At 67.4% G+C, this 22,546-nt stretch carries 21 protein-coding genes and 1 pseudogene; 14 read left to right on the plus strand and 8 right to left on the minus strand.

Annotated elements, in window-relative coordinates; translation table 11 throughout:
• The first annotated feature begins 167 nt into the window (after nt 1-167).
• The 3 genes from ACFXQA_RS05055 (at nt 168) to ACFXQA_RS05065 (ending at nt 2,403) form a co-directional block, all read left to right on the plus strand.
• Complete coding sequence (locus ACFXQA_RS05055; protein WP_394519077.1) at nt 168-1,022, plus strand: ParA family protein; 855 nt, start codon at nt 168-170, stop codon at nt 1,020-1,022.
• Nucleotides 1,022-1,984, plus strand: a complete 963-nt coding sequence (locus ACFXQA_RS05060; RefSeq protein WP_394518708.1) for a ParB/RepB/Spo0J family partition protein — start codon at nt 1,022-1,024, stop codon at nt 1,982-1,984. The genes ACFXQA_RS05055 and ACFXQA_RS05060 overlap by 1 nt, the downstream gene beginning before the upstream one ends.
• 71 nt (nt 1,985-2,055) lie before the next feature.
• Nucleotides 2,056-2,403, plus strand: coding sequence for a tryptophan synthase subunit alpha (locus ACFXQA_RS05065; protein ID WP_394518709.1), 348 nt, complete (start codon nt 2,056-2,058; stop codon nt 2,401-2,403).
• 102 nt (nt 2,404-2,505) lie between these two features.
• Here ACFXQA_RS05065 and trxA read toward each other — a convergent pair whose 3' ends face one another.
• The 4 genes from trxA to ACFXQA_RS05085 form a co-directional block, all read right to left on the minus strand.
• Nucleotides 2,506-2,829, minus strand: coding sequence for a thioredoxin (trxA, locus tag ACFXQA_RS05070; RefSeq protein ID WP_394518710.1), 324 nt, complete (start codon nt 2,827-2,829; stop codon nt 2,506-2,508).
• A gap of 59 nt (nt 2,830-2,888) precedes the next feature.
• Nucleotides 2,889-3,875, minus strand: a complete 987-nt coding sequence (trxB, locus tag ACFXQA_RS05075; RefSeq protein WP_394518711.1) for a thioredoxin-disulfide reductase — start codon at nt 3,873-3,875, stop codon at nt 2,889-2,891.
• 71 nt (nt 3,876-3,946) lie between these two features.
• Nucleotides 3,947-5,545 (minus strand): murein biosynthesis integral membrane protein MurJ, encoded by a 1,599-nt coding sequence (gene murJ / locus ACFXQA_RS05080; protein WP_394518712.1) that lies wholly within the window; start codon nt 5,543-5,545, stop codon nt 3,947-3,949.
• A complete protein-coding gene (locus tag ACFXQA_RS05085; protein WP_394518713.1) occupies nt 5,542-7,716 on the minus strand; it encodes a DUF6049 family protein in 2,175 nt (724 codons plus the stop codon). Before ACFXQA_RS05085 ends, murJ begins: the two co-directional genes overlap by 4 nt.
• Nucleotides 7,717-7,784: 68 nt before the next feature.
• Here ACFXQA_RS05085 and ACFXQA_RS05090 point away from each other — a divergent pair, with 68 nt between their 5' ends.
• Nucleotides 7,785-9,308: a DUF7059 domain-containing protein gene (locus ACFXQA_RS05090; protein ID WP_394518714.1), complete on the plus strand. Its 1,524-nt coding sequence runs from the start codon at nt 7,785-7,787 to the stop codon at nt 9,306-9,308.
• A gap of 9 nt (nt 9,309-9,317) precedes the next feature.
• Nucleotides 9,318-10,760 (plus strand): CCA tRNA nucleotidyltransferase, encoded by a 1,443-nt coding sequence (locus tag ACFXQA_RS05095; RefSeq protein WP_394518715.1) that lies wholly within the window; start codon nt 9,318-9,320, stop codon nt 10,758-10,760.
• A gap of 235 nt (nt 10,761-10,995) precedes the next feature.
• Here the strand turns inward: ACFXQA_RS05095 and ACFXQA_RS05100 are convergent, their stop codons facing one another.
• The gene (locus ACFXQA_RS05100; protein ID WP_394518716.1) at nt 10,996-12,147 is read right to left on the minus strand and encodes a hypothetical protein; all 1,152 of its coding nucleotides are present in this window, start codon (nt 12,145-12,147) and stop codon (nt 10,996-10,998) included.
• Nucleotides 12,148-12,369: 222 nt separating this feature from the next.
• Here ACFXQA_RS05100 and rpsF point away from each other — a divergent pair, with 222 nt between their 5' ends.
• The 5 genes from rpsF to dnaB all read left to right on the plus strand — a co-directional run bounded on the left by rpsF (nt 12,370) and on the right by dnaB (nt 16,129).
• Entirely contained in the window at nt 12,370-12,747 is a 378-nt protein-coding gene (gene rpsF, locus ACFXQA_RS05105; RefSeq protein ID WP_394518717.1) for a 30S ribosomal protein S6, read from the plus strand.
• Nucleotides 12,748-12,751: 4 nt separating this feature from the next.
• The gene (locus tag ACFXQA_RS05110) at nt 12,752-13,282 is read left to right on the plus strand and encodes a single-stranded DNA-binding protein (RefSeq protein ID WP_394518718.1); all 531 of its coding nucleotides are present in this window, start codon (nt 12,752-12,754) and stop codon (nt 13,280-13,282) included.
• A 106-nt stretch (nt 13,283-13,388) separates the two neighbouring features.
• Complete coding sequence (gene rpsR / locus ACFXQA_RS05115; RefSeq protein WP_116646937.1) at nt 13,389-13,643, plus strand: 30S ribosomal protein S18; 255 nt, start codon at nt 13,389-13,391, stop codon at nt 13,641-13,643.
• A 10-nt stretch (nt 13,644-13,653) separates the two neighbouring features.
• Nucleotides 13,654-14,106, plus strand: a complete 453-nt coding sequence (rplI, locus tag ACFXQA_RS05120; RefSeq protein ID WP_394518719.1) for a 50S ribosomal protein L9 — start codon at nt 13,654-13,656, stop codon at nt 14,104-14,106.
• A gap of 655 nt (nt 14,107-14,761) precedes the next feature.
• Nucleotides 14,762-16,129, plus strand: coding sequence for a replicative DNA helicase (gene dnaB, locus ACFXQA_RS05125; RefSeq protein ID WP_394518720.1), 1,368 nt, complete (start codon nt 14,762-14,764; stop codon nt 16,127-16,129).
• A gap of 691 nt (nt 16,130-16,820) precedes the next feature.
• Here dnaB and ACFXQA_RS05130 read toward each other — a convergent pair.
• From ACFXQA_RS05130 to ACFXQA_RS05140, 3 genes are all read right to left on the minus strand, one after another.
• Nucleotides 16,821-17,762: a quinone oxidoreductase family protein gene (locus ACFXQA_RS05130; protein ID WP_394518721.1), complete on the minus strand. Its 942-nt coding sequence runs from the start codon at nt 17,760-17,762 to the stop codon at nt 16,821-16,823.
• A gap of 40 nt (nt 17,763-17,802) precedes the next feature.
• Nucleotides 17,803-18,873, minus strand: a complete 1,071-nt coding sequence (locus ACFXQA_RS05135; protein ID WP_394518722.1) for an NAD(P)-dependent alcohol dehydrogenase — start codon at nt 18,871-18,873, stop codon at nt 17,803-17,805.
• Nucleotides 18,874-19,427: 554 nt separating this feature from the next.
• Nucleotides 19,428-20,321 (minus strand): helix-turn-helix transcriptional regulator, encoded by an 894-nt coding sequence (locus tag ACFXQA_RS05140; protein WP_394518723.1) that lies wholly within the window; start codon nt 20,319-20,321, stop codon nt 19,428-19,430.
• A 159-nt stretch (nt 20,322-20,480) separates the two neighbouring features.
• Here ACFXQA_RS05140 and ACFXQA_RS05145 point away from each other — a divergent pair, with 159 nt between their 5' ends.
• The 4 genes and pseudogenes from ACFXQA_RS05145 (at nt 20,481) to ACFXQA_RS05160 (ending at nt 22,513) form a co-directional block, all read left to right on the plus strand.
• Nucleotides 20,481-20,861 carry a DUF2255 family protein gene (locus ACFXQA_RS05145; protein ID WP_394518724.1) on the plus strand — a complete coding sequence of 127 codons (381 nt, stop codon included), beginning with the start codon at nt 20,481-20,483 and terminating at the stop codon, nt 20,859-20,861.
• A 20-nt stretch (nt 20,862-20,881) separates the two neighbouring features.
• Nucleotides 20,882-21,571: an NADPH-dependent F420 reductase gene (locus ACFXQA_RS05150; protein ID WP_394518725.1), complete on the plus strand. Its 690-nt coding sequence runs from the start codon at nt 20,882-20,884 to the stop codon at nt 21,569-21,571.
• 28 nt (nt 21,572-21,599) lie between these two features.
• Complete coding sequence (locus ACFXQA_RS05155) at nt 21,600-21,938, plus strand: MoaF-related domain-containing protein (RefSeq protein WP_394518726.1); 339 nt, start codon at nt 21,600-21,602, stop codon at nt 21,936-21,938.
• A gap of 200 nt (nt 21,939-22,138) precedes the next feature.
• Nucleotides 22,139-22,513: pseudogene (locus ACFXQA_RS05160) on the plus strand (cyclophilin-like fold protein).
• Nucleotides 22,514-22,546 lie beyond the last annotated feature (33 nt).

Here is a 22,546-nt window from a genome sequence, read left to right on the forward strand (position 1 = left end):
ACGGTGTTTCACGAGAAACATCGCGGGACTGATTGGTGCTGCCGGGGCTGACGTAGACTCGAGCGGATGTGCCGAACCGGCGGTAAAGGAGAAAGTTTCACGTGAAACATCCCGATGACCGGTCGCCAGTGGACGCGTTCGACGATTCGCCCATTGCGCGCGAGATCATGAACCTCTCCGCCCGCCGGCGTGTACTCGATGGCGTCGAGGTGGAGTTCTCGGGTGAGACGCGTGTGATCACCGTCTCCAACCAGAAGGGTGGGGTGGGGAAGACCACCAGCGCCGTCAATATCGCCGCGGCTCTCGCGCAGCTGGGAGCCGAGGTCCTGGTCGTCGACCTGGATCCGCAGGGAAATGCCTCAACCGCGCTCGGCGTGCCGCACAACGCAGACGTACCCAGCGTCTACGACGTGCTCATCGACGACATGCCGCTCGCCGAAATCATTCAGCAGAGCCCGGAGTCGCCGCGGTTGTTCTGCGCGCCGAGCACGATCCACCTTGCGGGGGCAGAGATCGAACTCGTCTCTCGGGTCGCGCGAGAGCACCGTCTGCGTACCGCTCTCGACGAGTATCTCGCCGATCCGGCCCGGCGGATCGATTTCGTCATCATCGACTGCCCGCCATCGCTCGGGCTCCTGACGATCAATGCCTTCACAGCGGCGCGCGAGGTCATGATCCCGATTCAATGCGAGTACTACGCGCTCGAGGGGTTGAGTCAACTGTTGGGAAGTGTCCAGATGATCCAGAAGCACCTCAACCCGAACCTGCGTCTTTCGACGATCCTGCTGACGATGTACGACGGACGCACGCGCCTGGCGCAGCAGGTGGCCGACGAAGTGCGGGAGCATTTTCCTACAGAGGTCCTGAACGCCGTCATCCCCCGTTCCGTGCGGGTTTCAGAGGCGCCGAGTTTCGGGCAGACCGTCATCGCTTACGATGGGCAGTCGGCCGGTGCCGTCGCGTATCGCGAGGCCGCTGTCGAGATCGTCCGGCGTAGCGCCGTTGACCGGAAGGAAGCCTGATGGCGAAAAGGACTGGCCTCGGGAGGGGCATCGGCGCATTGATTCCGACGGCGGAGCCGAACGAATCACGTCCGGTCGACGTCTTCTTCCCCGACGGTCCTGCTCAGGCCGCCGCCGACCAAGCGGCAGTGGCGCGCGCGGAGGACGATGCGCAGCTGGTCGCTGTGCCCGGGGCGCGTCTGATCCAGGTCGATCCTCACAAGATCGTCCCGAACCCGCGCCAGCCGCGGATGAACTTCGATGCCGACGATCTCGCTGAACTCGTCCACAGTGTTCGCGAGTTCGGGGTGCTGCAGCCGGTTGTCGTCCGTGCGCTGGGTGACGGCACCTACGAACTCATCATGGGGGAGCGGCGCACGCGGGCCTCCCGGGAGGCCGGCCTGGCAACGATCCCGGCCGTGGTGCGCGATACGGCGGATGAGAACCTCCTGCGCGATGCGCTCTTGGAGAACCTCCATCGCTCCCAGCTGAACCCGCTCGAAGAAGCATCGGCCTACCAGCAGCTCCTGGAGGACTTCGGCATCACCCAGGAAGAACTCGCCACCCGCATCGGACGATCGCGGCCCCAGATCAGCAACACCATCCGCCTTCTGAGGCTCCCCGTGCCGGTGCAGCAGAGGGTCGCGGCCGGGGTGCTCACCGCGGGTCATGCCCGCGCCATCCTGTCGGTCGAGAGCGTCGACGCGATGCAGCGTCTGGCCGACAAGATCGTGAACGAAGACCTGTCGGTGCGTGCGGCCGAGGCCGCTGCCAAGGGTCCGGAATCGAAGCGACCCGCACCCAAGGCCGGTAGTCGACGTGGCCACCTGGATGAGGTCGCCGAGCGGCTGGGTGATCGACTGAACACCAAGGTCCGCATCGGTCTCAGTTCTCGTAAAGGCCAGATCAGCATAGATTTCGCGACGATCCAGGATCTGAATCGTATTCTCACCGAGATCGGCGAAGAGGGCTACGGCGCCTGAGAAGCAGTTCGTTTGCGACGAGTTTTCTTCCCCGTCGCCCCCCTTGTTTCGGGTCGTCGTACGCTGGATGAATGGCTACGCAAGACGACCAGCCCCGGAGGAGGGCGAGCCTCGAACTCCTGAGAGCCGAGGCCGCAGATGAGCTCTCGGTGCTCGTGGACGAAAGGCTTCGCGACGGCGAGGATCCCTGGGATTTCATGGAGGACCTCCCGACCGTCGATGAGCTGGTCGTACTGATTCTGCGGGCGGAGAACATCGCCGAGAACGGCGGGGCGCGACCCAATCACGCGCGCCACTACCGCGTCCTCCGGCAGATCTCGCTGGACTACCCACCGCTCACTCGCGCCGTCTGGCGTCTGCTGGGTAGCGAAGAATCGCATCGTCGATGGGATGCGGCCGTTCGCCTCGATGCTTCCTGACGGAAGCGGGCCCGAGTCGGCGCAGCATCCGAGATGCAGAAATCCCCGGCGACCATGTGGTCGCCGGGGATTTCATGTTTCACGTGAAACTCACGTGCCGTCTCAGCCGATGAACGCTGCGAGATCCTTCTCGAGAGCGAACTTGGGCTTGGCGCCGATGATCGTGGTCTTGACCTCGCCGCCCTGGAAGACCTTCATCGCGGGGATCGAGGTGATCTGGTACTTCATGGCCAGATCGGGGTTCTCGTCGACGTTGAGCTTCAGAACGGTGATCTTCTCGGAGTTCTCAGACTGGATCTCGTCGAGGATTGGGCCGACCATGCGACACGGGCCGCACCACTCCGCCCAGAAATCGACCAGGACCGGTCCTTCTGCGTTCAAGACGTCCTGCTCGAATGTGGCGGACGTCGTCGCCTTAGCGCTCATTGCATCTCCTTAGTGGGAAGTTCTGCCGGTAATAACGCCGGTCGGAGTCGGAATGTTCCTCAGGACGCGTCAGCGCCCGCGAGGTTCTCGATCTGGTCGGCGTTCACCTCGGGTGCGCCGGCCTCGCCGCGAGCGGCGAGGAAGTGCTCGACGTCGAGGGCGGCGACCGTGCCGGTGCCGGCGGCGGTGATGGCCTGGCGGTAGGTCGGGTCGATGACGTCGCCGGCGGCGAAGACGCCGGGAACGGAGGTGCGCGATGACCGACCGTCGACCCAGATCGTGCCCTCGGGCGTCAGGTCGAGCGTGCCGTGCACCAGGTGGGTGCGCGGGTCGTTGCCGATCGCGACGAACAGGCCGTCGAGCTCGAGTCGGCGAGTTGACCCGTCGACCGTGTCGCGGAGTTCCACGGCGTTGACGGCGTCGTCACCGAGGATGTCGATGACCTCGCTGTTCCAGACGAACTCGATCTTCTCGTTCGCCATGGCCCGTTCCTGCATGATCTTCGATGCGCGCAGGCTGTCTTTGCGATGGATGATGTAGACCTTCGAGGCGAACTTGGTCAAGAAGGTGGCCTCTTCCATGGCCGAATCGCCGCCGCCGACGACCGCGATGGTGCGGTCGCGGAAGAAGAACCCATCGCACGTGGCGCACCACGAAACGCCGCGTCCCGACAGGCGGTCTTCGCCGGCGAGACCGAGCTTGCGATACGCCGAACCCGTTGCGTAGACGACCGAGTAGGCCTCGTACTCCTTGCCGCTTCCGAGGGTGACCTTCTTCACCGGACCCGTGAGGTCGAGAGAAACGACGTCGTCGTAGAGAACCTCGGCGCCGAAGCGCTCGGCCTGCTCCTGCATCTTGGTCATCAGGTCAGGACCTTGGATTCCCTCCGGGAATCCGGGGAAGTTCTCGACGTCGGTGGTGTTCATGAGCTCGCCGCCGGCCTCGACCGAGCTCGCGACGACGAGCGGCTCCAGGTTGGCTCGAGCAGCGTAGATCGCGGCGGTGTATCCCGCCGGTCCCGATCCGATGATGATGACGTGACGCACGTGCGTCGCCCCCTTCGTTGGTCCTACGGCGTAGAACTCATCGTAGACCCGGGGTATTCCGCGGGTCGGCGTCAGCGCCGGGGGAGGAACCGCCGCGCGATGTCGATCGCCGGACGCAGCTCCGGAACCCGGAAGATCGCGAGAACCGCGACATACACGACGAGGGTCACGGTGCCGATGAGAGCGGCGCCGAGGGCGCCGAAGATCCTGTCGGCCGTCGTCCAGCCGGCGGCGCCGCCGGTGAGGAGGAAAACGCCCCAGCCCGCCGCCGCCGCCGGGAGGGCGGCGAGGGTGAAGCGGCCGATCGACAGCATCCACGATCCGACAGCGATGCCTCCGAGCTTTCGGTTCAGCAGCCAGATGGCGACGATCACCTGCGCGATGCTGGCGAGCGATTGTCCGAGCGCCACTCCCACCGCCACCTGCTCCGCTGGAAGGGTCGCCCCGGCTACGAGGGCCGTTGTCACGACCAGCGCGCCCTGGAAGAGCGTGAACAAGAAAGGCGTGCGGGTGTCGTTGTAGGCGTAGAACGTGCGTTGCACCACGAACAGGATTGCAAGGGGCACCAGCGAGACCAGATATGCGACGAGAACGGCCGCAACGGCGGGTGCCTGGGCGGCCGTGTCGGTGAAGATGCGCGAAGCGGGTACGGCCGCGACAGCGAGGGCGGCCGTCGCGACCACCGTGAAGAGTCCGAGGGTGCGGATGCTGCTGACGATGTCGGCGCGCACGCCGTCGTGCCGTTGCGCGTTCGCGTGCTCACTCAGGCGCGTGAAGTAGGGGGTTCCGATCGACAGCACGATGATCGAATACGGCAGCATGAATACGAGCCATGCGTTGGCGGAGGCGAACATGGCGGGGGCGTCGCCCGATGCCGGTGCGAGCACGTTCGACTGCACGATGCCCGCTACCTGGCCGACGACGACCATGAGGAAGGTCCATCCCGCCAGGCGACCGATGTGACGGAGCCCGACGCCGCGCCACCGGAAGTCGGGGCGGAGCCGCAGGCCGGCACGACGCCAGAACAGCACCAGCACCAGGCACTGGATGATGATGCCGGCGGTCGCCGAGCCAGCGAGCACCGCGATCATCTGCGGCGTCCACTGCTCGACGAGAGTGATCGGTCCTCCGAAGAGGGCCAGGAAGACGAGGAAACCCGAGATGGACACGACGTTGTTCACGATCGGTGCCCAGGTGTACGGACCGAAGACCCGTCGCGCATTGAGGATCTCGCCGAGGAGCGCGAAGAGTCCGAAGAAGAAGATCTGCGGCAGCAGCCAGTAGGCGAATGCTGTGGCGAGGGCCTGCTGTTCGGGCGGGAACTCGCGGGCGTAGAGGCTCACGAGCAGCGGAGCGAAGAGGACGGCGACGCCCGTCGCAGCCACGAGGACACTCGCTCCGAGCGTGAAGAGCTTCGAGATGAAGGCGTGCCCGCCGTCGGCGTGAGAGGTGGCTTTGACGATCTGCGGGACGATCACCGCCGTCAGCAAGCCCGTCGAGATGATCGCGTAGGCGCTGTTGGGCAGCGAATAGGCGACGGCCCAGGCATCTGCGGCCTTACTGACGCTGCCGATGGCCGACACGAGCACGATGGTGCGGAGAAGGCCGGTGAGGCGCGAGACGATCGTGCCGGCACCGATCAGGGCACTCGCGCGGCCGAGCCCGCTCACGCCGTCGCCTCGACATCGGGCTCGCCCGGTGCGCGGCGGGCCGCCCGGCGGCGCAGCACGGTGCGCACGATTCCGGCGGCGACGAAGAGCGCCAGCAGACCGCCCAGGATGGCGAGACCGATGTTCTCCCAGTCGGCGTGCACCTCGACGGCGACGGTCAGGGGTGAACCGATCGGGTCTCCGGTGGGGCTGACCAGACGCATGTCGATGTCGACCTGCCCGTTCGCGATCTGCGCCTCGACGGGTACGACCACACGGGTGTTCGCGTTGGCGGGAAGGGAGTCGGCGACGGTGCGGGTCTGCACGATGAGCCGGGCGTCATTGGGGTTGGCGATGAGGGTCACGTTCACCGGCCAGGGCAGCGCATTCCGGACGAACGGCCCGTAGTTGGCGTTATAGCTCAGGAGGTTCACGTCGGAGGCCAGGAGGGTCACCGACTCGATCGTCGTCACGGTGGCCGCGCGATGCGCGGTGACCGCGGCCTGGGCGGCATCGGCATCCGCTCGCCAGCCGGCCCCCAGCAGTTGCAGGATCTCGGCGCGCTCGCGGCCGGTCAACAGCGCGGGGTCGTCGAGGATCGTCGCGAACCGCTCGAGGCCCGGCACGTCGGCGAGAAGGCCGGTGAGGTCGGCGACCCGACCGGCGTCGGGGGCGACCTCCGGCACGTCCACCGCGGCCGCGGCCGGTGCTGCGGCGATGTCGTCGAGGGTGACGGGGACCGTTGCGGGAGCGCCGGACGCCGCATCGATCGCCGCGCGAAGGTTCGTGCGGGATCGGTCCTGCCCGCGATCGACGGTGACGAGGATCGGGGACGACGGATCGACGAGCGCGAGTTGCGCGGTGACGGCGGCGAGGCTCGCATCGCGGCTCGTGGGCTCGGTGGCGTCGGCGGCGGAGCGCAGCAGGTCGGAGACGGTGGAGTCGTAGGCCAGGAGAGCGGATCCGCTGGAGTCGACCCGCGCACCGATGCGGGTGCCGTCGGCCCCGGCCGTCGTCGAGGCGGAGGGGACCAGGGTCAACGCGGGGGTTTCCGGGCTGCCCAAGGACCCGAGCGCGGTCACGACGCCCGCGCCCGCCGTGCCGCCCACGGGCCAGAAGACCGATGACCGGTCATCGCCGATGTCGGTGAGCGACGCGAGGTCGGGCACGAGGGGGGTGGCGTCGGGCGTCGGGCTGGGTGATGCGGTCGGCGCCGCGGTGTCCGACGCGGCGGGCGAGGGATCGCCGGCGGGCGCCACGGTGCCGGCCGGGAGGTAGGAGATGAGAGAGAGGGGGCTCAGGGGCTCAGCGAGACCCGACTGCAGCTGGGTCGCGATATCGGCATCGCCGAACTGCAGAGCGAACCTCGAGTTGGGCAGTGCGAGCAGTCGGTCGAGCCACGCGCGGGCGGTGCCGGGAGCGGCGTCTCCGAGTACGCGGATCGCCGCGGGGATCGCGGGGTCGACGGCGAGGATCGCCGGGGTTTCGGAGACCGCGTCGAGCTGGGCGGTGAGCGCACCGTCGGCGGCGGTGAGTTCGGCGAGGGTGTCGGCGGGGAGGAGTCCTTGCGAGATGGCAGGGGCGGTGATCGGGACGACGACAGCCACGTCGACGGGTGTGCGGGGCCCGGGGATCACGACGGCGCTCGTCGAGGCGAGCGGTACGCCGGCCACGGTGGCCGTCGCCACGATCGGGTAGACGCCGGCCGGCCGGTCGAGCAGACCCGGTTCGGTCGAGACCACGCCGATCGACACGCTCGTCGCGCCGCCCGATGCCGGCGCGTCGAGCGCGCCCGTCCCGATCTCGGTCACGGTGACGCCGCCGCGGTCGCCCGCGGTCCATGCGGTCAGCGCCGCGCGATCGGCGAGCGGCTGCTCACCGATCGCCAGTGACACGGTCGATGCCCCGCTGCCGCCGGTGAGCGTGACGGAGACGGTGAGGTCGCTCCCGGGTTGCAGCACCCCGTTCGCCGCGGGAACCAGGGTCAGCGCGGGCTCGCTGCTCGTGGCTGTCGCGTCGGGCGCGGGCGATGCGGCCGCGATCGCCGGAACAGCCCCGGCGAAGAGGAGGGCGAGGATCGCCCCGGTCGCCGCGAGGAGTCGCAACGGTCGACGACGCGATGCGCGAGAGCGCGGAACGCTGGAGGTCACGATCATGCGGGGCTTCTGCTCGGGGACGGATGGAGGCCGCACCGGTGCGATTGTACGGTCCGCGACTCAGCGTGCCCTGCGCGCGGGGCCGGAAACGGGAGAATGGACGGATGCTGCCGCATCCCGACCCCGTCGCGACACCCGCCCTCGCCGCCGATCTCACGGCGGCGGGATATACGACCGACGCGCTTCGCGCGGCCTGGGGCGACGAGGCCGACACCGCCATTCCTCGGGGCCTCCAGACCCCCGCACTGCGTGCTCTCGCCGGGCGCACCGATGCTCTCGCAGTGCTCGGCCGACTTCTCTACCTCGGTGTCCCGCAGCCGCTCGTCGACGTCGACAGGGCCCTTCCCACCGCGGGTGCGGCGGGGCTCGAGCGCCTCGGGCTGGCGTCGATCGACGGGGCAACCGTGCGTGCCGCAGCCCTCGTCCGGCCGCAGTCCTTCGCCGATGACACGGGCGACGGCGAATGGTGGATCGCGAGCGATCTCGACGAGGCCGCCGTCGGCGGTCCGCTGCCCGAGGACCACGTTCTCGGCGTGGGCGGGGCGTCGGTCACACTGGCCCGTCTGCAGTCGGTGGCTCCCGCAGCATCCGGTCTCGACATCGGCACCGGATGCGGCATCCAAGCCCTGCGCATGCGCCGCGTGGTCGACCGGGTCGTCGCGACCGACGTGTCGGAGCGCGCCCTGCGCTTCACCGAGCTGAACGCGCTGCTCAACGGCATCGACGGCATCGAGACGCGCCTCGGCAGCCTGTTCGAGCCCGCGCGCGGTGCGACCTTCGACCGGATCGTGTCGAACCCGCCGTTCGTCATCACCCCGCGCGTCACCGGCGTCCCGGCGTACGAGTACCGCGACGGCGGCATGGTCGGCGACGACCTGGTCTCGACGTTCGTGCGAGGGGTCGGGCAGCACCTCGTGCCGGGCGGCATCGCGCAGCTGCTCGGCAACTGGGAGACCCGCGACGGCGTGGAGGGGCTCGACCGGGTGCGCGAGTGGGTCGCCGCCTCGCCGGTCGCGCTCGATGCCTGGGTCGTGGAACGCGAGTGGCTCGACCCCGTGGCCTACGCCGAGCTGTGGATCCGCGACGGCGGCACACTGCCGGGATCGGCGGGCTTCGCCGACCTCGTCGACGCGTGGCTCGACGATTTCGCCGCGCGCGGGGTCACCGGCATCGGTTTCGGTTACATCATCCTGCGGCGCGCAGCATCGGGCACCGGCACGCTTTCCCGATACGAGACGGCGTTCGGCGCGGGCGACGGCGCGCTCGGGGCCCACGTCGATGCGGTGCTGGCCGCGCACGACCGGCTGGCCGCCGCCTCCGACGATGTGCTCGCCGCCTCGCGGCAGGTCGTCGCGCCCGACGTCACCGAGGCGCGCCACCATCGCCCCGGTGACGAAGAACCGACGATCATCGAGCTGCGCCAGGGGGGCGGGTTCGGCCGTGTGCTGTCGGTCGATCCGGGCCTTGCCGCCCTCGTCGGTGCGTGCGACGGAGACCTGCCGGTCGGCCCGCTGATCGACGCGATCGCCCAGTTGCTCGAGGTCGACGCGGTCGCGCTTCGCCGGGACCTGCTGCCCCGGGTGCGCGAACTCGTGCTCACCGGATTCCTCGGCTGGGCGCCCGGATAGGCTCGACCAATGCTCAATATGGCCGAGGGTGTGGCGCGCCTGGGCGCGCTCGCCACGTCTGCAACCGTGGCCACGCTGGCGCGGGCCTTCGCTGATGCCGGATTCGAGCTGGCGATCGTCGGCGGGCCCGTCCGCGACGCGCTCATCGGGCGCGCCGTGAACGATCTCGACTTCACCACGAATGCCCGGCCCGACGACATCCTGCGCATCATCACGCCCATCTCGACCGCCCGTTGGGACATCGGCCGGGAGTTCGGCACGATCGGCGCGCGCATCGCCCTCTCCGGCGGCGGTGCCGAGCAGGTCGAGGTCACGACGTATCGCGCCGACAGCTACGACGGCGTCACGCGCAAACCCACGGTCGAATTCGGCGACACGCTCGAGGCAGACCTGGCTCGGCGGGACTTCACCGTGAACTCCATGGCGCTGCGGGTGCCCGCGCAAACGCTCGTCGATCCGACGGGCGGTGTCGAAGATCTCGTGGGGCGGATGCTGCGAACCCCCGCCGATCCCTCGGTCAGCTTCGGCGACGATCCCCTGCGCATGCTGCGCGCGGCCCGGTTCGCGGCGCAACTGGGGTTCGAGGTCGACCCGGCGACTCTCGCCGCGATGGCAGAACTGGGTGATTCCCTGCGGATCGTGAGCCCGGAGCGGGTGCAGGGCGAGCTCGTGCGGCTGCTGCAGAGCGACGACCCGGTGCGCGGCATCCGCATCCTCGACGAGACCGGCCTCCTGGGGCGTTTCCTCCCCGAGGTGCCGGCGCTGCGCCTCGAGGTCGACGAGCACCACCATCACAAAGACGTCTACGAGCACTCGCTGACCGTGCTGCGGCAGGCGATCGAGCTCGAGCGTGCGCGGCACCCCGATTCGGCGCCCGACGTTCCGCTTCGACTCGCGGCCCTCCTCCACGACATCGGAAAGCCCGCGACCCGGCGCCTCGAGCCCGGCGGCGGGGTGACCTTCCACCACCACGACGTGCGCGGGGCGCGGCTGGCGCGCAAGCGGCTGCAAGAGCTGCGCTTCGATTCCGACACCATCGGAGTCGTGTCGCGACTGGTCGAGTTGCACCTCCGGTTCTTCGGGTACGCCGAGGGTGCGTGGACCGATTCCGCCGTGCGCCGCTACGTGCGCGACGCGGGCGACGAACTCGACCGGCTGCACATCCTGACGCGAGCCGACGTCACCACGCGCAACCGGCGCAAGGCCGATCGCCTGGCCTCGGCCTACGACGACATCGAGGCGCGCATCGACACCCTGCGCGAGCAGGAGGAGATCGACGCGATCCGCCCCGAGATCGACGGCAACCGCATCCAGGAGATCCTCGGTATCGGGCCCGGTCGCGAGGTCGGCGAGGCCTACCGGTTCCTTCTCGACCTGCGCCTCGACGAGGGCCCTCTGGGGACGGATGCTGCGGAGCAGCGCCTGCGCGACTGGTGGGCTGCGCGCGGTTGAGCGCCCGCGCCCCGCTCGCCGCCCGGCCGGGGGTTGGGTGGCCGCCGCGTCCGCTCGTCCCTCCGCTCGGCGGAGGGGATACGGCGGGCGGAGGATGAACCCGCCGGGCACGCATCCTCCGCCCCGCATATCCCCTCCGCTCGGCGGAGGAGGTTGCTAGCTCGGCGGGTTCTCGGGGGGTCGTCCGGCGTCGGTGACGTGCGGATGCTGCGAGTGCCCGGGCTCAGGGCGGGGATCAGCGGGAGAGGAGGGAGAGGAAGAAGCCCCAGCCGCCGAAGACCGAGAACAGCCAGAGCAACCCGAAGCCGCCGAAGATGATGATGGCGACCCACGGCACGCCCGATTTGAGCCGGCGTCCTGGAACGGCGACACCCGGGGGCGGCGGGGTCAGAGCGGGGGGCGGGCCCGGCTGGGCGCCGGGGATGCCGGAGGCGACCGAGTCCTGCACGGGGGCGGTGGTCGTCGCGGCGAGGTGATCATCGCGCCACCGCGCCCACTGCGCGAGCTTGTCGAGGAGGGCGGCGACGACCGTGAACATCCAGCCCCAGGTGGCGGGATCGAGGGTCGACACGTCGCGCTTGGCGTAGAGGAAGAGCCAGTTGTCGACGATCTCGACATCGAGCTGCGCGGCGTTGTCGATGAAACGCGCCATGATGTCGGGCGTGAAGAGGTAGAGCGCGTCGCGTTCGTACCCGGCGGGGCAGAAGAGCGAGAAGTAGCGGTCGAAGTCACCCTCGAGGCTCAGGCGCTGGTCGCGATCGTAGATGGTGGGCAGGTTGGAGCCGAAGAGCCCGTTGTTTCCGACCGCATCGAGGATGATGTGCGGCAGTGGCACGTCGAGCTTCACCGCGACGTATCCCCAGACATGGGTCGTGCGGTTCTTGCCACTTCCGGTCGTATACCGGTAGTTCGCGAACTCCACGAACCGGGGCTGCGCGCCGCGCACGATGTCGGATGACTCCCGACTGCTCCCGCGGTTGAAGATCATGCCGGGCAACCGCGGGTCGGCGATGGTCGGGACGAACGTCATGCCGTTCGCCCGCGCGAACCGATCGAGCTTCACCCACCGCTCATTGCGCCGGCGGTTTCCGAAGATCACCAGGAACGTGGTGAGGCCGATGATCCCCACGATGATGAGCCCGGGGACCACAGCGGCGCCGGCGGCGGCGGCACCCCCGTCGAGCAGGGAGACGATGACGCCCGCGCCCGCACTGAGGAAGACGAAGACGGCCACGATGACCGCACCCACCGCGATCACCACACCGGCCGCGTTCGAGCTCGGTGCGCGGCCCTGCGCGCGCAGGGCTTTCGAGAATGCGCGCGCGGCGGCGGGATCGACCGGTTCGATGAGGGGGCGTGCGTCGAAGCCGACGCCAGGGGTGCTCATGGCCTCAGTTCACCACGTTCGGCATTCCGATCGCACGGCTGCCCATCGCTTCGGCGACGTGGAAATCGCCCCGAACCCCGCGGTGGGACTGAGAGGCAGCATCCGCTAGACTGTTCAGGTTGTCTGGCAGCAGTCTGTCTGCATGAGCCCCGACGACGTGCACACACCCTCCTGTTTCCGGGAAATGCCCGGAAACCGTTCTAGTCCGAAGGAGGTGGGTTAGTGACGCACCAGTACGAACTCATGGTCATCCTTGATCCCGAAGTCGACGAGCGCCAGGTCGCTCCGAAGCTCGACGGTTTTCTCAAGGTCATCACGAACGATGGCGGTTCGATCGACAAGGTCGACATCTGGGGCCGCCGCCGTCTCGCATACGAGATCCAGAAGAAGAACGAAGGCATCTACGCCGTCGTCAGCTTCACCGCGACGAGCGAGGCCACGCAGGAGCTCGACCGTCAGCTGAAGCTGAACGAGCAGATCATGCGAACGAAGGTTCTCCGTGCCGAGGAAGCGATCGCAATGATCGAGTCCGAGAAGCAGCGCTCCGACGAGAAGGCTGCCCGCAAGGCAGCGCGCCCGCCCAAGCAGGACGCCGCGTAGCGCCATGGCCGGTGAAACGATCATCACCGTCGTGGGAAACCTCACGGCCGACCCCGAACTGCGCTACACGCAGGGCGGGCTCCCGGTGGCGAACTTCACCATCGCGTCGACCCCCCGCACGTTCGACCGTCAGGCGAACGAGTGGAAGGACGGCGAGGCGCTCTTCCTGCGTGCCTCGGTGTGGCGCGATTTCGCCGAGCACGTGGCCGGTTCGCTGACGAAGGGTGCGCGGGTCGTTGCGACCGGCCGCCTGAAGCAGCGCTCGTACCAAGACCGCGAAGGCCAGAACCGCACGTCGATCGAGCTCGAGGTCGATGAAATCGGCCCCTCGCTCCGCTACGCGACCGCACAGGTCACACGCGCGGCGAGCGGCGGCGGAGCCGGCGCTACCGGTGGCGGGCAGTCCCGTCCCCAGGTCGCAGCCGACGAACCGTGGTCGACGCCGGGCTCTTCCACCGGAGGCAGTGCACCTGCCGCCGGCGGAGCCGACGCGTGGTCGACGCCCGGCAACTACGGCGACGACACTCCGTTCTGATTCTCGGGCGCTTCGTTCCGCCGCTCGCTGAGCGGGTTCGGCGAGACGAAGCACTCACTCACAACCTGCCGGATGCGTGCAGCATCCGTTCATGAAAGAAGGAAACATGGCTGGAAAAGCCACCGGCGACCGCCGGAAACCGCGGAAGGGCGCGAAGAACGCGGCCCCCGCGAAGGCGATCCGCGTCGGTCTCATCGACTACAAGGACGTCGCGACCCTCCGCAAGTTCATTTCGGAGCGCGGGAAGATCCGCGCCCGTCGTATCACCGGTGTTTCGGTGCAGGAGCAGCGTCTCATCGCCCGTGCAATCAAGAACGCGCGCGAGATGGCACTTCTGCCTTACGCCGGCGCCGGCCGCTAAGGAGCAACCCATGTCGAAACTCATTCTCACGAACGAGGTTTCCGGGCTGGGTAGCGCCGGAGACGTAGTCGAGGTCAAGGACGGGTACGCCCGTAACTACCTCATCCCGCAGGGCTTCGCCGTGTCGTGGAGCCGTGGCGGCGAGAAGCAGGTCGCGTCCATCCGCGCGGCCCGCGATTCGCGTGCGATCCACGATCACGAAGAGGCCGTGGCGCTCAAGAACACCCTCGAGTCCAACAAGGTCAAGCTCGCGATCAAGGCCGGTAACGAGGGTCGCCTGTTCGGCGCCGTCAAGACCGGTGACATCGCGGATGCTGTCAAGGCTGCCGGTTTCGGTGACCTCGACAAGCGCAAGATCCAGATCACCTCGCCGATCAAGAACGTCGGCGAGCACGAGGCGACGATTCGCCTGCGTGACGACCTCACCGCCGTGATCACCCTCCAGGTGGTCGCTGCGAAGTAGGACCCGCTTCACTGCACGACGGATGCCGCGGACCCGAAAGGGCCCGCGGCATTTGTCGTTTCACGTGGAACCCGCGGTCACACCAGGCGGCGACGGAACCGGAGGACGACGGCTCTCCGGCGCCGAGTGTCGGCGGTCGTGCCGATCGTGAAAGCCGGCGAAGGAAGACTCTCTCGAGCGGCGGCACGAAGCGCGCCGAGCGAGTGCCCGGAGGGCCGCTGTCAAGTTTTGGCCGAAGTTATCCCCGAAGTTGTGCACATGCGGCAACACTCAACACGCAACCTTAAACCCACACTTCAAGTCCTCTCGCAGCCGCAGGGTGTGGAAATACAAAGTGCTGATGAGAGGGATATAAATGCCAACAAGTCAGTAGTTCGTCCTCCGTTCTCCACAGGCGTTGTGCACAGGGTGTGCGGCGTTTCTCTCGTTCTCTCCACAGAGTTATCCACAGGCTGGTTTGCGACGCCGGAAACCCCTCCATAGCGTGGGGGCAACCCATCGGAGAAACCCGCCGAGACGTGAGTTCGGAACCGTGTCGGCGGTTCGTGGTCTTATTCGAGACACGATTTGGCACGGTGTCCGAACACCGTTCGGCGTGCCCCGCACGCGCCGACGTGCAGGTCATCGCGCCGGCGGAGCGAAGAACGGAGACCACGTGTCGATTGCCGACATCTCGGAGGACCGCCTCGGCGGACCCCGGCAGTACGAACGCACGCCGCCCCACGATCTGCTCGCGGAGCAGAGCGCCCTCGGTGGCATGCTGCTGTCGAAGGATGCGGTGGCCGACGTGATTGAGACGCTGCGCGGGGCCGACTTCTACGTGCCGAAGCATGAGCTCATCTTCGACGCCGTGCTGACCCTCTACTCGCACGGAGAGCCCACCGACGTCGTCGCGGTCACCGACGAGCTGATCAAGACGGGCGAGCTGCAGCGAGCCGGCGGGGCCGACTACCTGCACACCCTGACGTCGATCGTCCCCACCGCCGCGAACGCGGGGTACTACGCGTCGATCGTGGCGGAGCGCGCCCTCCTCCGGCGCCTGGTCGAGGCCGGAACCCGCATCGTGCAGATGGGCTACAACGGCCAGGGCGACGCGCTCGACCTGGTCAACAGCGCTCAAGCCGAGATCTACAACGTCTCGGGCACTGAGACGGCCGAAGACTACGTACCGCTGACGATCGCGGTCGACGCGGCCGTCAACGAGATCGAGGCCGCGCGCGGTCGCGACGGCCAGATGACCGGCATCCCCACCGGGTTCGCCGGCCTCGACCAGCTCACGAACGGCCTGCACGCCGGTCAGATGATCATCATCGCGGCGCGACCCGCGATGGGTAAGTCGACTCTCGCGCTCGACTTCGCCCGTGCCGCCGCGATCAAGAACAACATGCCCACGATCTTCTTCTCGCTCGAGATGGGGCGAAGCGAGATCGCGATGCGTCTCATGAGCGCCGAGGGTGCGATCCCCCTGCAGAACATGCGCAAGGGAACGCTCGACTCACGCGACTGGACGACGATCGCCGCGACCCGGGGCCGCATCAACGAGGCGCCCCTCTTCATCGATGACAGCCCGAACATGACGCTCGTCGAGATCCGCGCCAAGTGCCGGCGGCTCAAGCAGCGCGAGGGTCTCAAGATGGTCGTCATCGACTACCTGCAGCTGATGACGAGCGGCAAGCGCGTCGAGTCGCGCCAGCAAGAGGTCAGCGAGTTCTCGCGTGCGCTGAAGCTGCTCGCGAAAGAGCTCGGCGTGCCGGTCATCGCCCTTTCGCAGCTGAACCGTGGCGCCGAGCAGCGCGCCGACAAGAAGCCCGCGCTGTCAGACCTTCGTGAGTCGGGCTCGATCGAGCAGGACGCCGACCTCGTGGTGCTGCTGCACCGTGAGGCGGCCTACGAGAAAGACAGTCCCCGCGCGGGCGAGGCCGACCTCATCGTGGCCAAGCACCGTAACGGTCCGACCGACACGATCACCGTGGCGTTCCAGGGCCACTACTCCCGCTTCGCCGACATGGCAGCGGGGATGTAGGTCTGCTGTAAATTCCGGCTGGTCGCTAACGATCTTTGAAAAAGCCAGTTGGTGCGGCAGTTCGTCGACTCGGCTCAGGCAGTACAGCCTCACGCGTGCCGTGTGCGGTCCGGGCTTGTGACCCGAGAACTGCAGGACGTTGTCGCCGGGGACGGAATGGTCAAACACTGCATAACCGCACGTGGCGGCGCCAACGTGGCGCAGTCGATTTCCTGGCTTGACGCCATCCAGCCCGCGATCCGGGACGAGCGCCTGCAGGAGCTACGCTCTGGTGGTTTGCTCGCCTGCGTCGGTCGCGCGCTCAGCAGGCGCGTCGAGACGTTGATCCAGAGCGAGCGGCAGGCACAGCCTGACCTGCTGGTCGCGACTGTTACGGCGAACCTTTGTTGCGTGCACCAAGTGTCGCGGCTCTGCCATGTCCGACCTCTTCATGGGCCTCAGCAAACTGCAAGCGGCGCCGAAGTTCTCGCCAACGTTGAGGTATCCGGAACCGGGCGACCCGACCCCGAGGCGGGACTGAGGGTGCCGGGCGTGACGGGCGCGTTGGGAGATGCGGTGATGGAGTGGTGCGCTGTAGGCCCTGGAAGAACGCCGCCGATCGCGCAACTACGCTTCGCCTGCGAGCTCGATGGTCGAGGTGCGGGTACGCGCGATGCGGTGGTGCCCCCGTCGGGGGTAGGGCGCCGCAAGCTCAGGACAGAGTGAGTACGACCTTGCCTTCAGCGGTACCGCTGCCAAGTCGCTCATATGCTCGGCCGGCGTCGCGAAACGGGACCTGTACGTCGATTATGGGGCGAATCCGGCCGACTGCGACGTCCTCCATCAGATCGACCGTGACTCCTGCCATGAGGTGTCCGATGGTTTCTGGTGGGTTGAGGCCGTAGGACACCGACCGCAGGGCGATCCCTTGTTGAGCGAGGCGGAACAGGTTGATCTCAGCGGTCGGACCGGAGACGCGTCCCACGCTTACGACTGCGCCACCTTTCCGCGCGGCGTCGATGGCGTCGCCGAGTCCGGGGCCGCTGACGTGATCGAGGACGACATCTGCGCCGTCTCCGCCGGTGAGCTCTCGGACACGGTCGGCCAGGATTACGTCGCCCTCGAGGACGACGACGTGGTCGACACCTGCGCGACGCAGCAGGTCAACGCGACCCGCGCTGCGAGTCGTGCCGATAACGACCCCGGCGCCGAGTGCCTGTGCGACCTGGAGGCCCACGAGGGCGATCCCGGAGGTGGCTGCGGTGATCAGGACGGTGTCCCCGTCTCGCAGCCCGGCGCGCCGCAACGCTCCGTATTCCGTGGAGAGGGCGGTGGGGAGCGCTGCCGCATCGGCGAAGGCGAGTCCTTCGGGGATGGTCAGGATGTGTCTGTAGTCGGCAGCTACGACCTCGGCGAAAGCGCCTTCCGCGATGCCCATCACCCGTCTACCTATGAGGGTTTGGGGAACTCCGTCTCCTGCTGCTTCCACGATGCCGGCGAACTCGAAGCCGGCGATGGCGTCGCCGCTGGCAGTCAGGTCAGCGTTGTTGAGCGCAACGGCATGAGTGCGTACCCGCACTTGTGCAGGGCCGGTCGTGGGCTCAGGACGGTCCACAAAGGTGGGGGTGCCGTGATCAGAGATGATGGCGCGCATGGGGCCTTTCAGGTGGAGAGCGGCGCTTGTTGCGGCTGGGTCAGGTGCGGTCGGAGGCGAGTGTGGCGATGTCGATGACGTAACGGAAGCGAGCGTCGTTGTCGACGATCCGGTCGAATGTGGCGTTGATGTCCTGGATGGGAATGATCTCCACGTCCGGCAGCGTGCCGTGCTCGGCGGCGAAGTCGAGCACTTCCTGCGTCTCGGTGATGCTGCCGATCATCGAGGAGGCGATCGTGGCGCGCTTCATCGCCACAGCGGCGAAGTCGATGCCGCCTTCATGAATGGGTTCGAGCATGCCGACGGTGACAAGAGCGCCATCGTGAGCGAGGAGTCCGATGTACGGGTTGAAATCGAACGGGGTAGGGATGGTGGTCAGGAGGAAATCCACGGTGCCGGCGTGCTGTTCGAGGGCGTCGTCATCGGTCATCAGGATGACCTCGTCAGCGCCGAGGGCGAGGATCTCGTCCTTCTTCTCGGCCGTGGTGGTCAACGCGATCACCCGGTCTGCACCGCGTGCCTTCGCCAGCTTGACCGCGACGTGTCCGAGCCCGCCAATACCTGCGATAGCGACCGTGTGCCCGGGTCCCACGTTCCAGTGCTCCATCGGCGACCATGTGGTCACCCCGGCGCAGAGCAGCGGAGCGGCCTGTTCGGAGGGAATGGACTCCGGGATGCGGAGCACGAAATGCTCATTGACGACGATCTCGTCGGAGTATCCGCCGAAGGTGATCTCCCCTGTGTCCGGGTCGGCGGCGTTGTAGGTGAAGACCGGAGGCGGCACCTGATACTGCTCCTCGACCACACCACGCTGCTGTTCGGATCCCCAGAACACCATGCAACCCACCCCAACCCGGTCCCCCACGGTGTACCGCGTGACCTCTGCCCCGATCTCAGCGACCGTCCCCACGATCTCGTGACCGGGCATACACGGGTACTGGGTGCCCAGCGCTCCGCCGAACTCGTCCCGCGCCTGGTGCACGTCGGAGTGGCAGACGCCACAGAACTCGATGGTGATGCGGACGTCTTCCGCGCCGACAGGGCCCCGCTGGAATGTATAAGGAGCGAGAGGAGTGGTCTTGCTGGTCGCTGCGTAGCCGATGTTCGTCACGAGATGTCCTTCGGTAGTAGTGGGAGATTTCACGGGGGAGGCGTCTGACCGTACGCCGAGCGGGGTGCGGAAGGAACCTCCCAGAGGTTCCCTGTTGGTATACCTCTCGGCAGCGTGCGGCTAAGCACGAGGGGCCGCGAGAGACTTGTCACGCGGCGAAGCTTCGACTAAAGCCGCGCCCTGATTGGACGAGTTCACGCGCGGGCGCGAGCCGGTCGGTGGCGTAGCTGTTGACGGCGTCCGCCGCGGATCGGACTCCGCCCTGCGCTTTGGCGTGTTCAATGAGGTCATTCACCGGCGGTGCAAGACGGTCTCTCTCCGAGTCGTGCTGTTCTGGACGAACCCGCCGGCCGGACAGCACCTGCGCCATCCCCACGTCCCGCGTCTGCAATTCCAGAGACCGCTTCAAGTACGCGACGAGACCCGTCCACGCATCGGGTTAGCAAGAGATTCGCGAAGAACTCACTCGAGCTCCTCGATCCGCTGCTCAAAGATCGCGTCGCCCACCGTCTGCTTGCACAATTAGCTGTGCCTGCGTTCCCCCTACCGGGCGGTCAGTGAGGAGGTCGCGCAGTCGTCGGGGTCCGGCTGGTGGTGGCGGGCGCTGCAGCCTGCGTGTCCACCCATGTGGTGAGCAGGGTGAGGTTGTCGGCGCTGGGGGTGCCGGGGTCTGCGGTGTAGGTGGTGATGGAGATGTGCGGGTCTCCGGGGAGGGCGAAGTCGTTGTAGGTGACGTCGAGGCGTCCGGCGATGGGGTGGTTGATGATCTTCTGGCCGCGGAGGTGGCGGTGCACGTTGTGCTTGGCCCACCGTTGCCGGAAATCGTCGCTGCGGGTCGAAAGCTCGCCCACCAGCTCGGTGGTCTTCTGATCCAGCGGATTCCGTCCTGCCGTCGCGCGAAGCACGGCCACGCACAGGTCCCTGGCGGCATCAAGTTTCGTGTAGAACTCCGCGGCGCGGCTGTCCACGAACGCGAAACGGGCAAAGTTCGGCCGCTGCCCGCCGTCGAAGAGTGGGGCGTAGAGCGCACGGCCCAGGGCGTTGGCGGCGAGGATATCGAGGCGTTCATTCTGCACGACCGCGGGGACGGTCATCGAGTCCAGGACTTGCTGCACCGAAGGGGAGATCGGTGAGGCCGGGACGGGTGGTTTGCGGCGCGGGCTGGGCGCGACGTTGCGGGCGAGGTCATCCAGATGCGCACGCTCGTCCACGTCGAGCTCCAGCACCCGGGCGATCGCGTCGAGGACGCCCTCGGAGGCGCCGCCGATCTTGCCGCGCTCCATCCGGGTGTAGTACTCGACACTGAGCCCGGCGAGCATCGCAACTTCCTCGCGGCGCAGGCCCGGCACCCGCCGGTCGCCGCCGACATACGGCAACCCCGCCTGTGTGGGGGTGATCCGCGCGCGACGGGTCATCAGGAAGTCCCGGATCTCTTGCTCGATCTGCATGTATGCAGGCTACGACCGGTATTCCGAATGTGGGGTTCCCTGACGGGGACTGCCACACGGACACCGGTCGCACGCACGATGGGTTCACGCCCACCGCGCCCCACCTCCTCGACACCTGAGGGGCAGACGCGTTCCCGTCGGGCGAGAGAGGAACCCATCATGACGTCCTGGTCATCTGAGAACATCACGCGCATCGCGGCAACCGACGATCTGCACATCGCACCGTTCCGCGCCGATGGCGCCACCTACGGCACACTCACCTGGATCTGGTCAGTTGTCGTGGACGAGCGACTATTCGTCCGCGCCTGGAACGGCACGCGCTCCCGCTGGTACCGGTCCGCGTTCGCCCAGAGAGCCGGGCGGATCACCGCGGCCGGGGAAACCTTCGAGGTCGCCTTCGCCCCCGCCGACGCAGCTCTACAGGACCGCATTGATGCCGCGTACCGGGAGAAGTACGCCGGCAGCAACTACCTCCCCCCGATGCTCGCCGCGGGCCCCCAGGCCGCGACCGTCGAGATCACCCCACGCGCTACCGCGTGATCAACGAAACGAGAATCACCATGAAGATCGCAGTCATCGGCACCGGGATGGTCGGCCGCGGCCTCGCGGGCCGCCTCGCGGACCTCGGCCACGACGTCGTCATCGGCACCCGCAACCCCGCCGACACCCTCGCCCGCACTGAAACCGGAACCCTGGGCACCTCTCCCTACGCCCAGTGGCAGCAGGACAACCCCGCAATCAGCCTCGTCACTTTGCCTCAGGCAGGAGCTCACGGAGACGTCGTCATCAACGCTGCTAACGGCCAGCACGTGATGGCCGCCCTCGAGGGTATCGGTGCGGAACCACTCATCGGGAAGGTGCTGCTGGATCTAGCTCTCCCGCTGGATCTGTCGAACGGGTTCCCGCCGACCCTGACGGTCTCCAACACCGACAGCCTCGGTGAGCAGATCCAACGCGCCTACCCGGATACCCGGGTCGTGAAGTCGTTGAACTCCGTCTACTACGAGGTGATGATCGACCCGACCCGCGTCCCCGGCCCCCACAGCATCTTCGTCGCCGGGAACGACGCGGACGCCAAGCGCACCGTGGAAGGCCTGCTCACCGAGTTCGGGTGGCCGTCCGAGTCGATCATCGATCTCGGTGATATCACCGGCGCCCGCGGTGTCGAGATGTACGCCCGCCTGTTTTTCACCCTCTACAACGCGTTCGGGACGTTCGATTTCAACATCAACGTCACCCGTGCCCGCTAACCCCACTCCTCAACAAGAAGGAACCCTGATGGATAACACCGCCACCCTGCCCAGCGTCGGAGAGACCTGGCTCGCCGACCTCGGCCCGAACACCCCGCTCGGCCACTTCACCGTCGAGATCACCTTCGAAACTGCCACCCGAGTGTCGTTCCTCGTCACCGGAGGCGCCATCAAGGGCCGCACCGAAACGATGGACTACACCACCACCCAGGTCCGCGACGGCCTCTATGTAGTGCGATGGACCGAACCGGACTCCCTCGACCACGTCACCCACATCGAGGACTACACCAACGGCGCCTGCATGGCCTCTTCCGTCATCGGCGGCGAATTCGTGCAGCTGCACGGCACCTGGACCAAAGTCCGCTAACCCCGCACCCACCAATGCACCCGCACCCGCAGCGTGCACACAGGCCGAGAGCGAGAACGTCGTTCACTCTCGGCCTGCTCGGCATCGTCCTCACCGGATGCACTCCCACCGCCACCGCACCCGTTGGCACACCAACTCCGCAAGCAGCCAATCCCGGCGTCACCTCCCCGGCGACGCCTACCCCCGCTCTGGAGGAACCCGTGGAATCAGTTGTCGGAACCGTCCTGCGCTTCACCGCTCCTGACGAGACCATCGAGGTGACGATCGATGAGGACAACGTCGCCACTCGCGACCTGCTGAACATGCTGCCCCTCACCCTCACCTTCGAGGACTTTGCGCGGACCGAGAAGATCGCCTACCCGCCACGGGAGATCACCGTGGCGGGGGCGCCACCGTCAGCGGCCGGCGCGGGGGACGTGGCGATTTAAACCCCCTGGGGCAACATCGCCTTCTTCTACGCCGGGGCCCGAGGAGAACCCACTACCGCGATCGCACACATCGGCACCTTCGACGCCACCGCGGAGCGACTCGTCGTGCTGGAAAGCGGTGACGTTACGGTCACAGTCGCCGACTGAACACGAAAGCGCCCCCTTCATTTGCACGGCCTG

The organism is Microbacterium shimangi (assembly GCF_043556445.1).
Classification (GTDB): Bacteria; Actinomycetota; Actinomycetes; order Actinomycetales; family Microbacteriaceae; genus Microbacterium.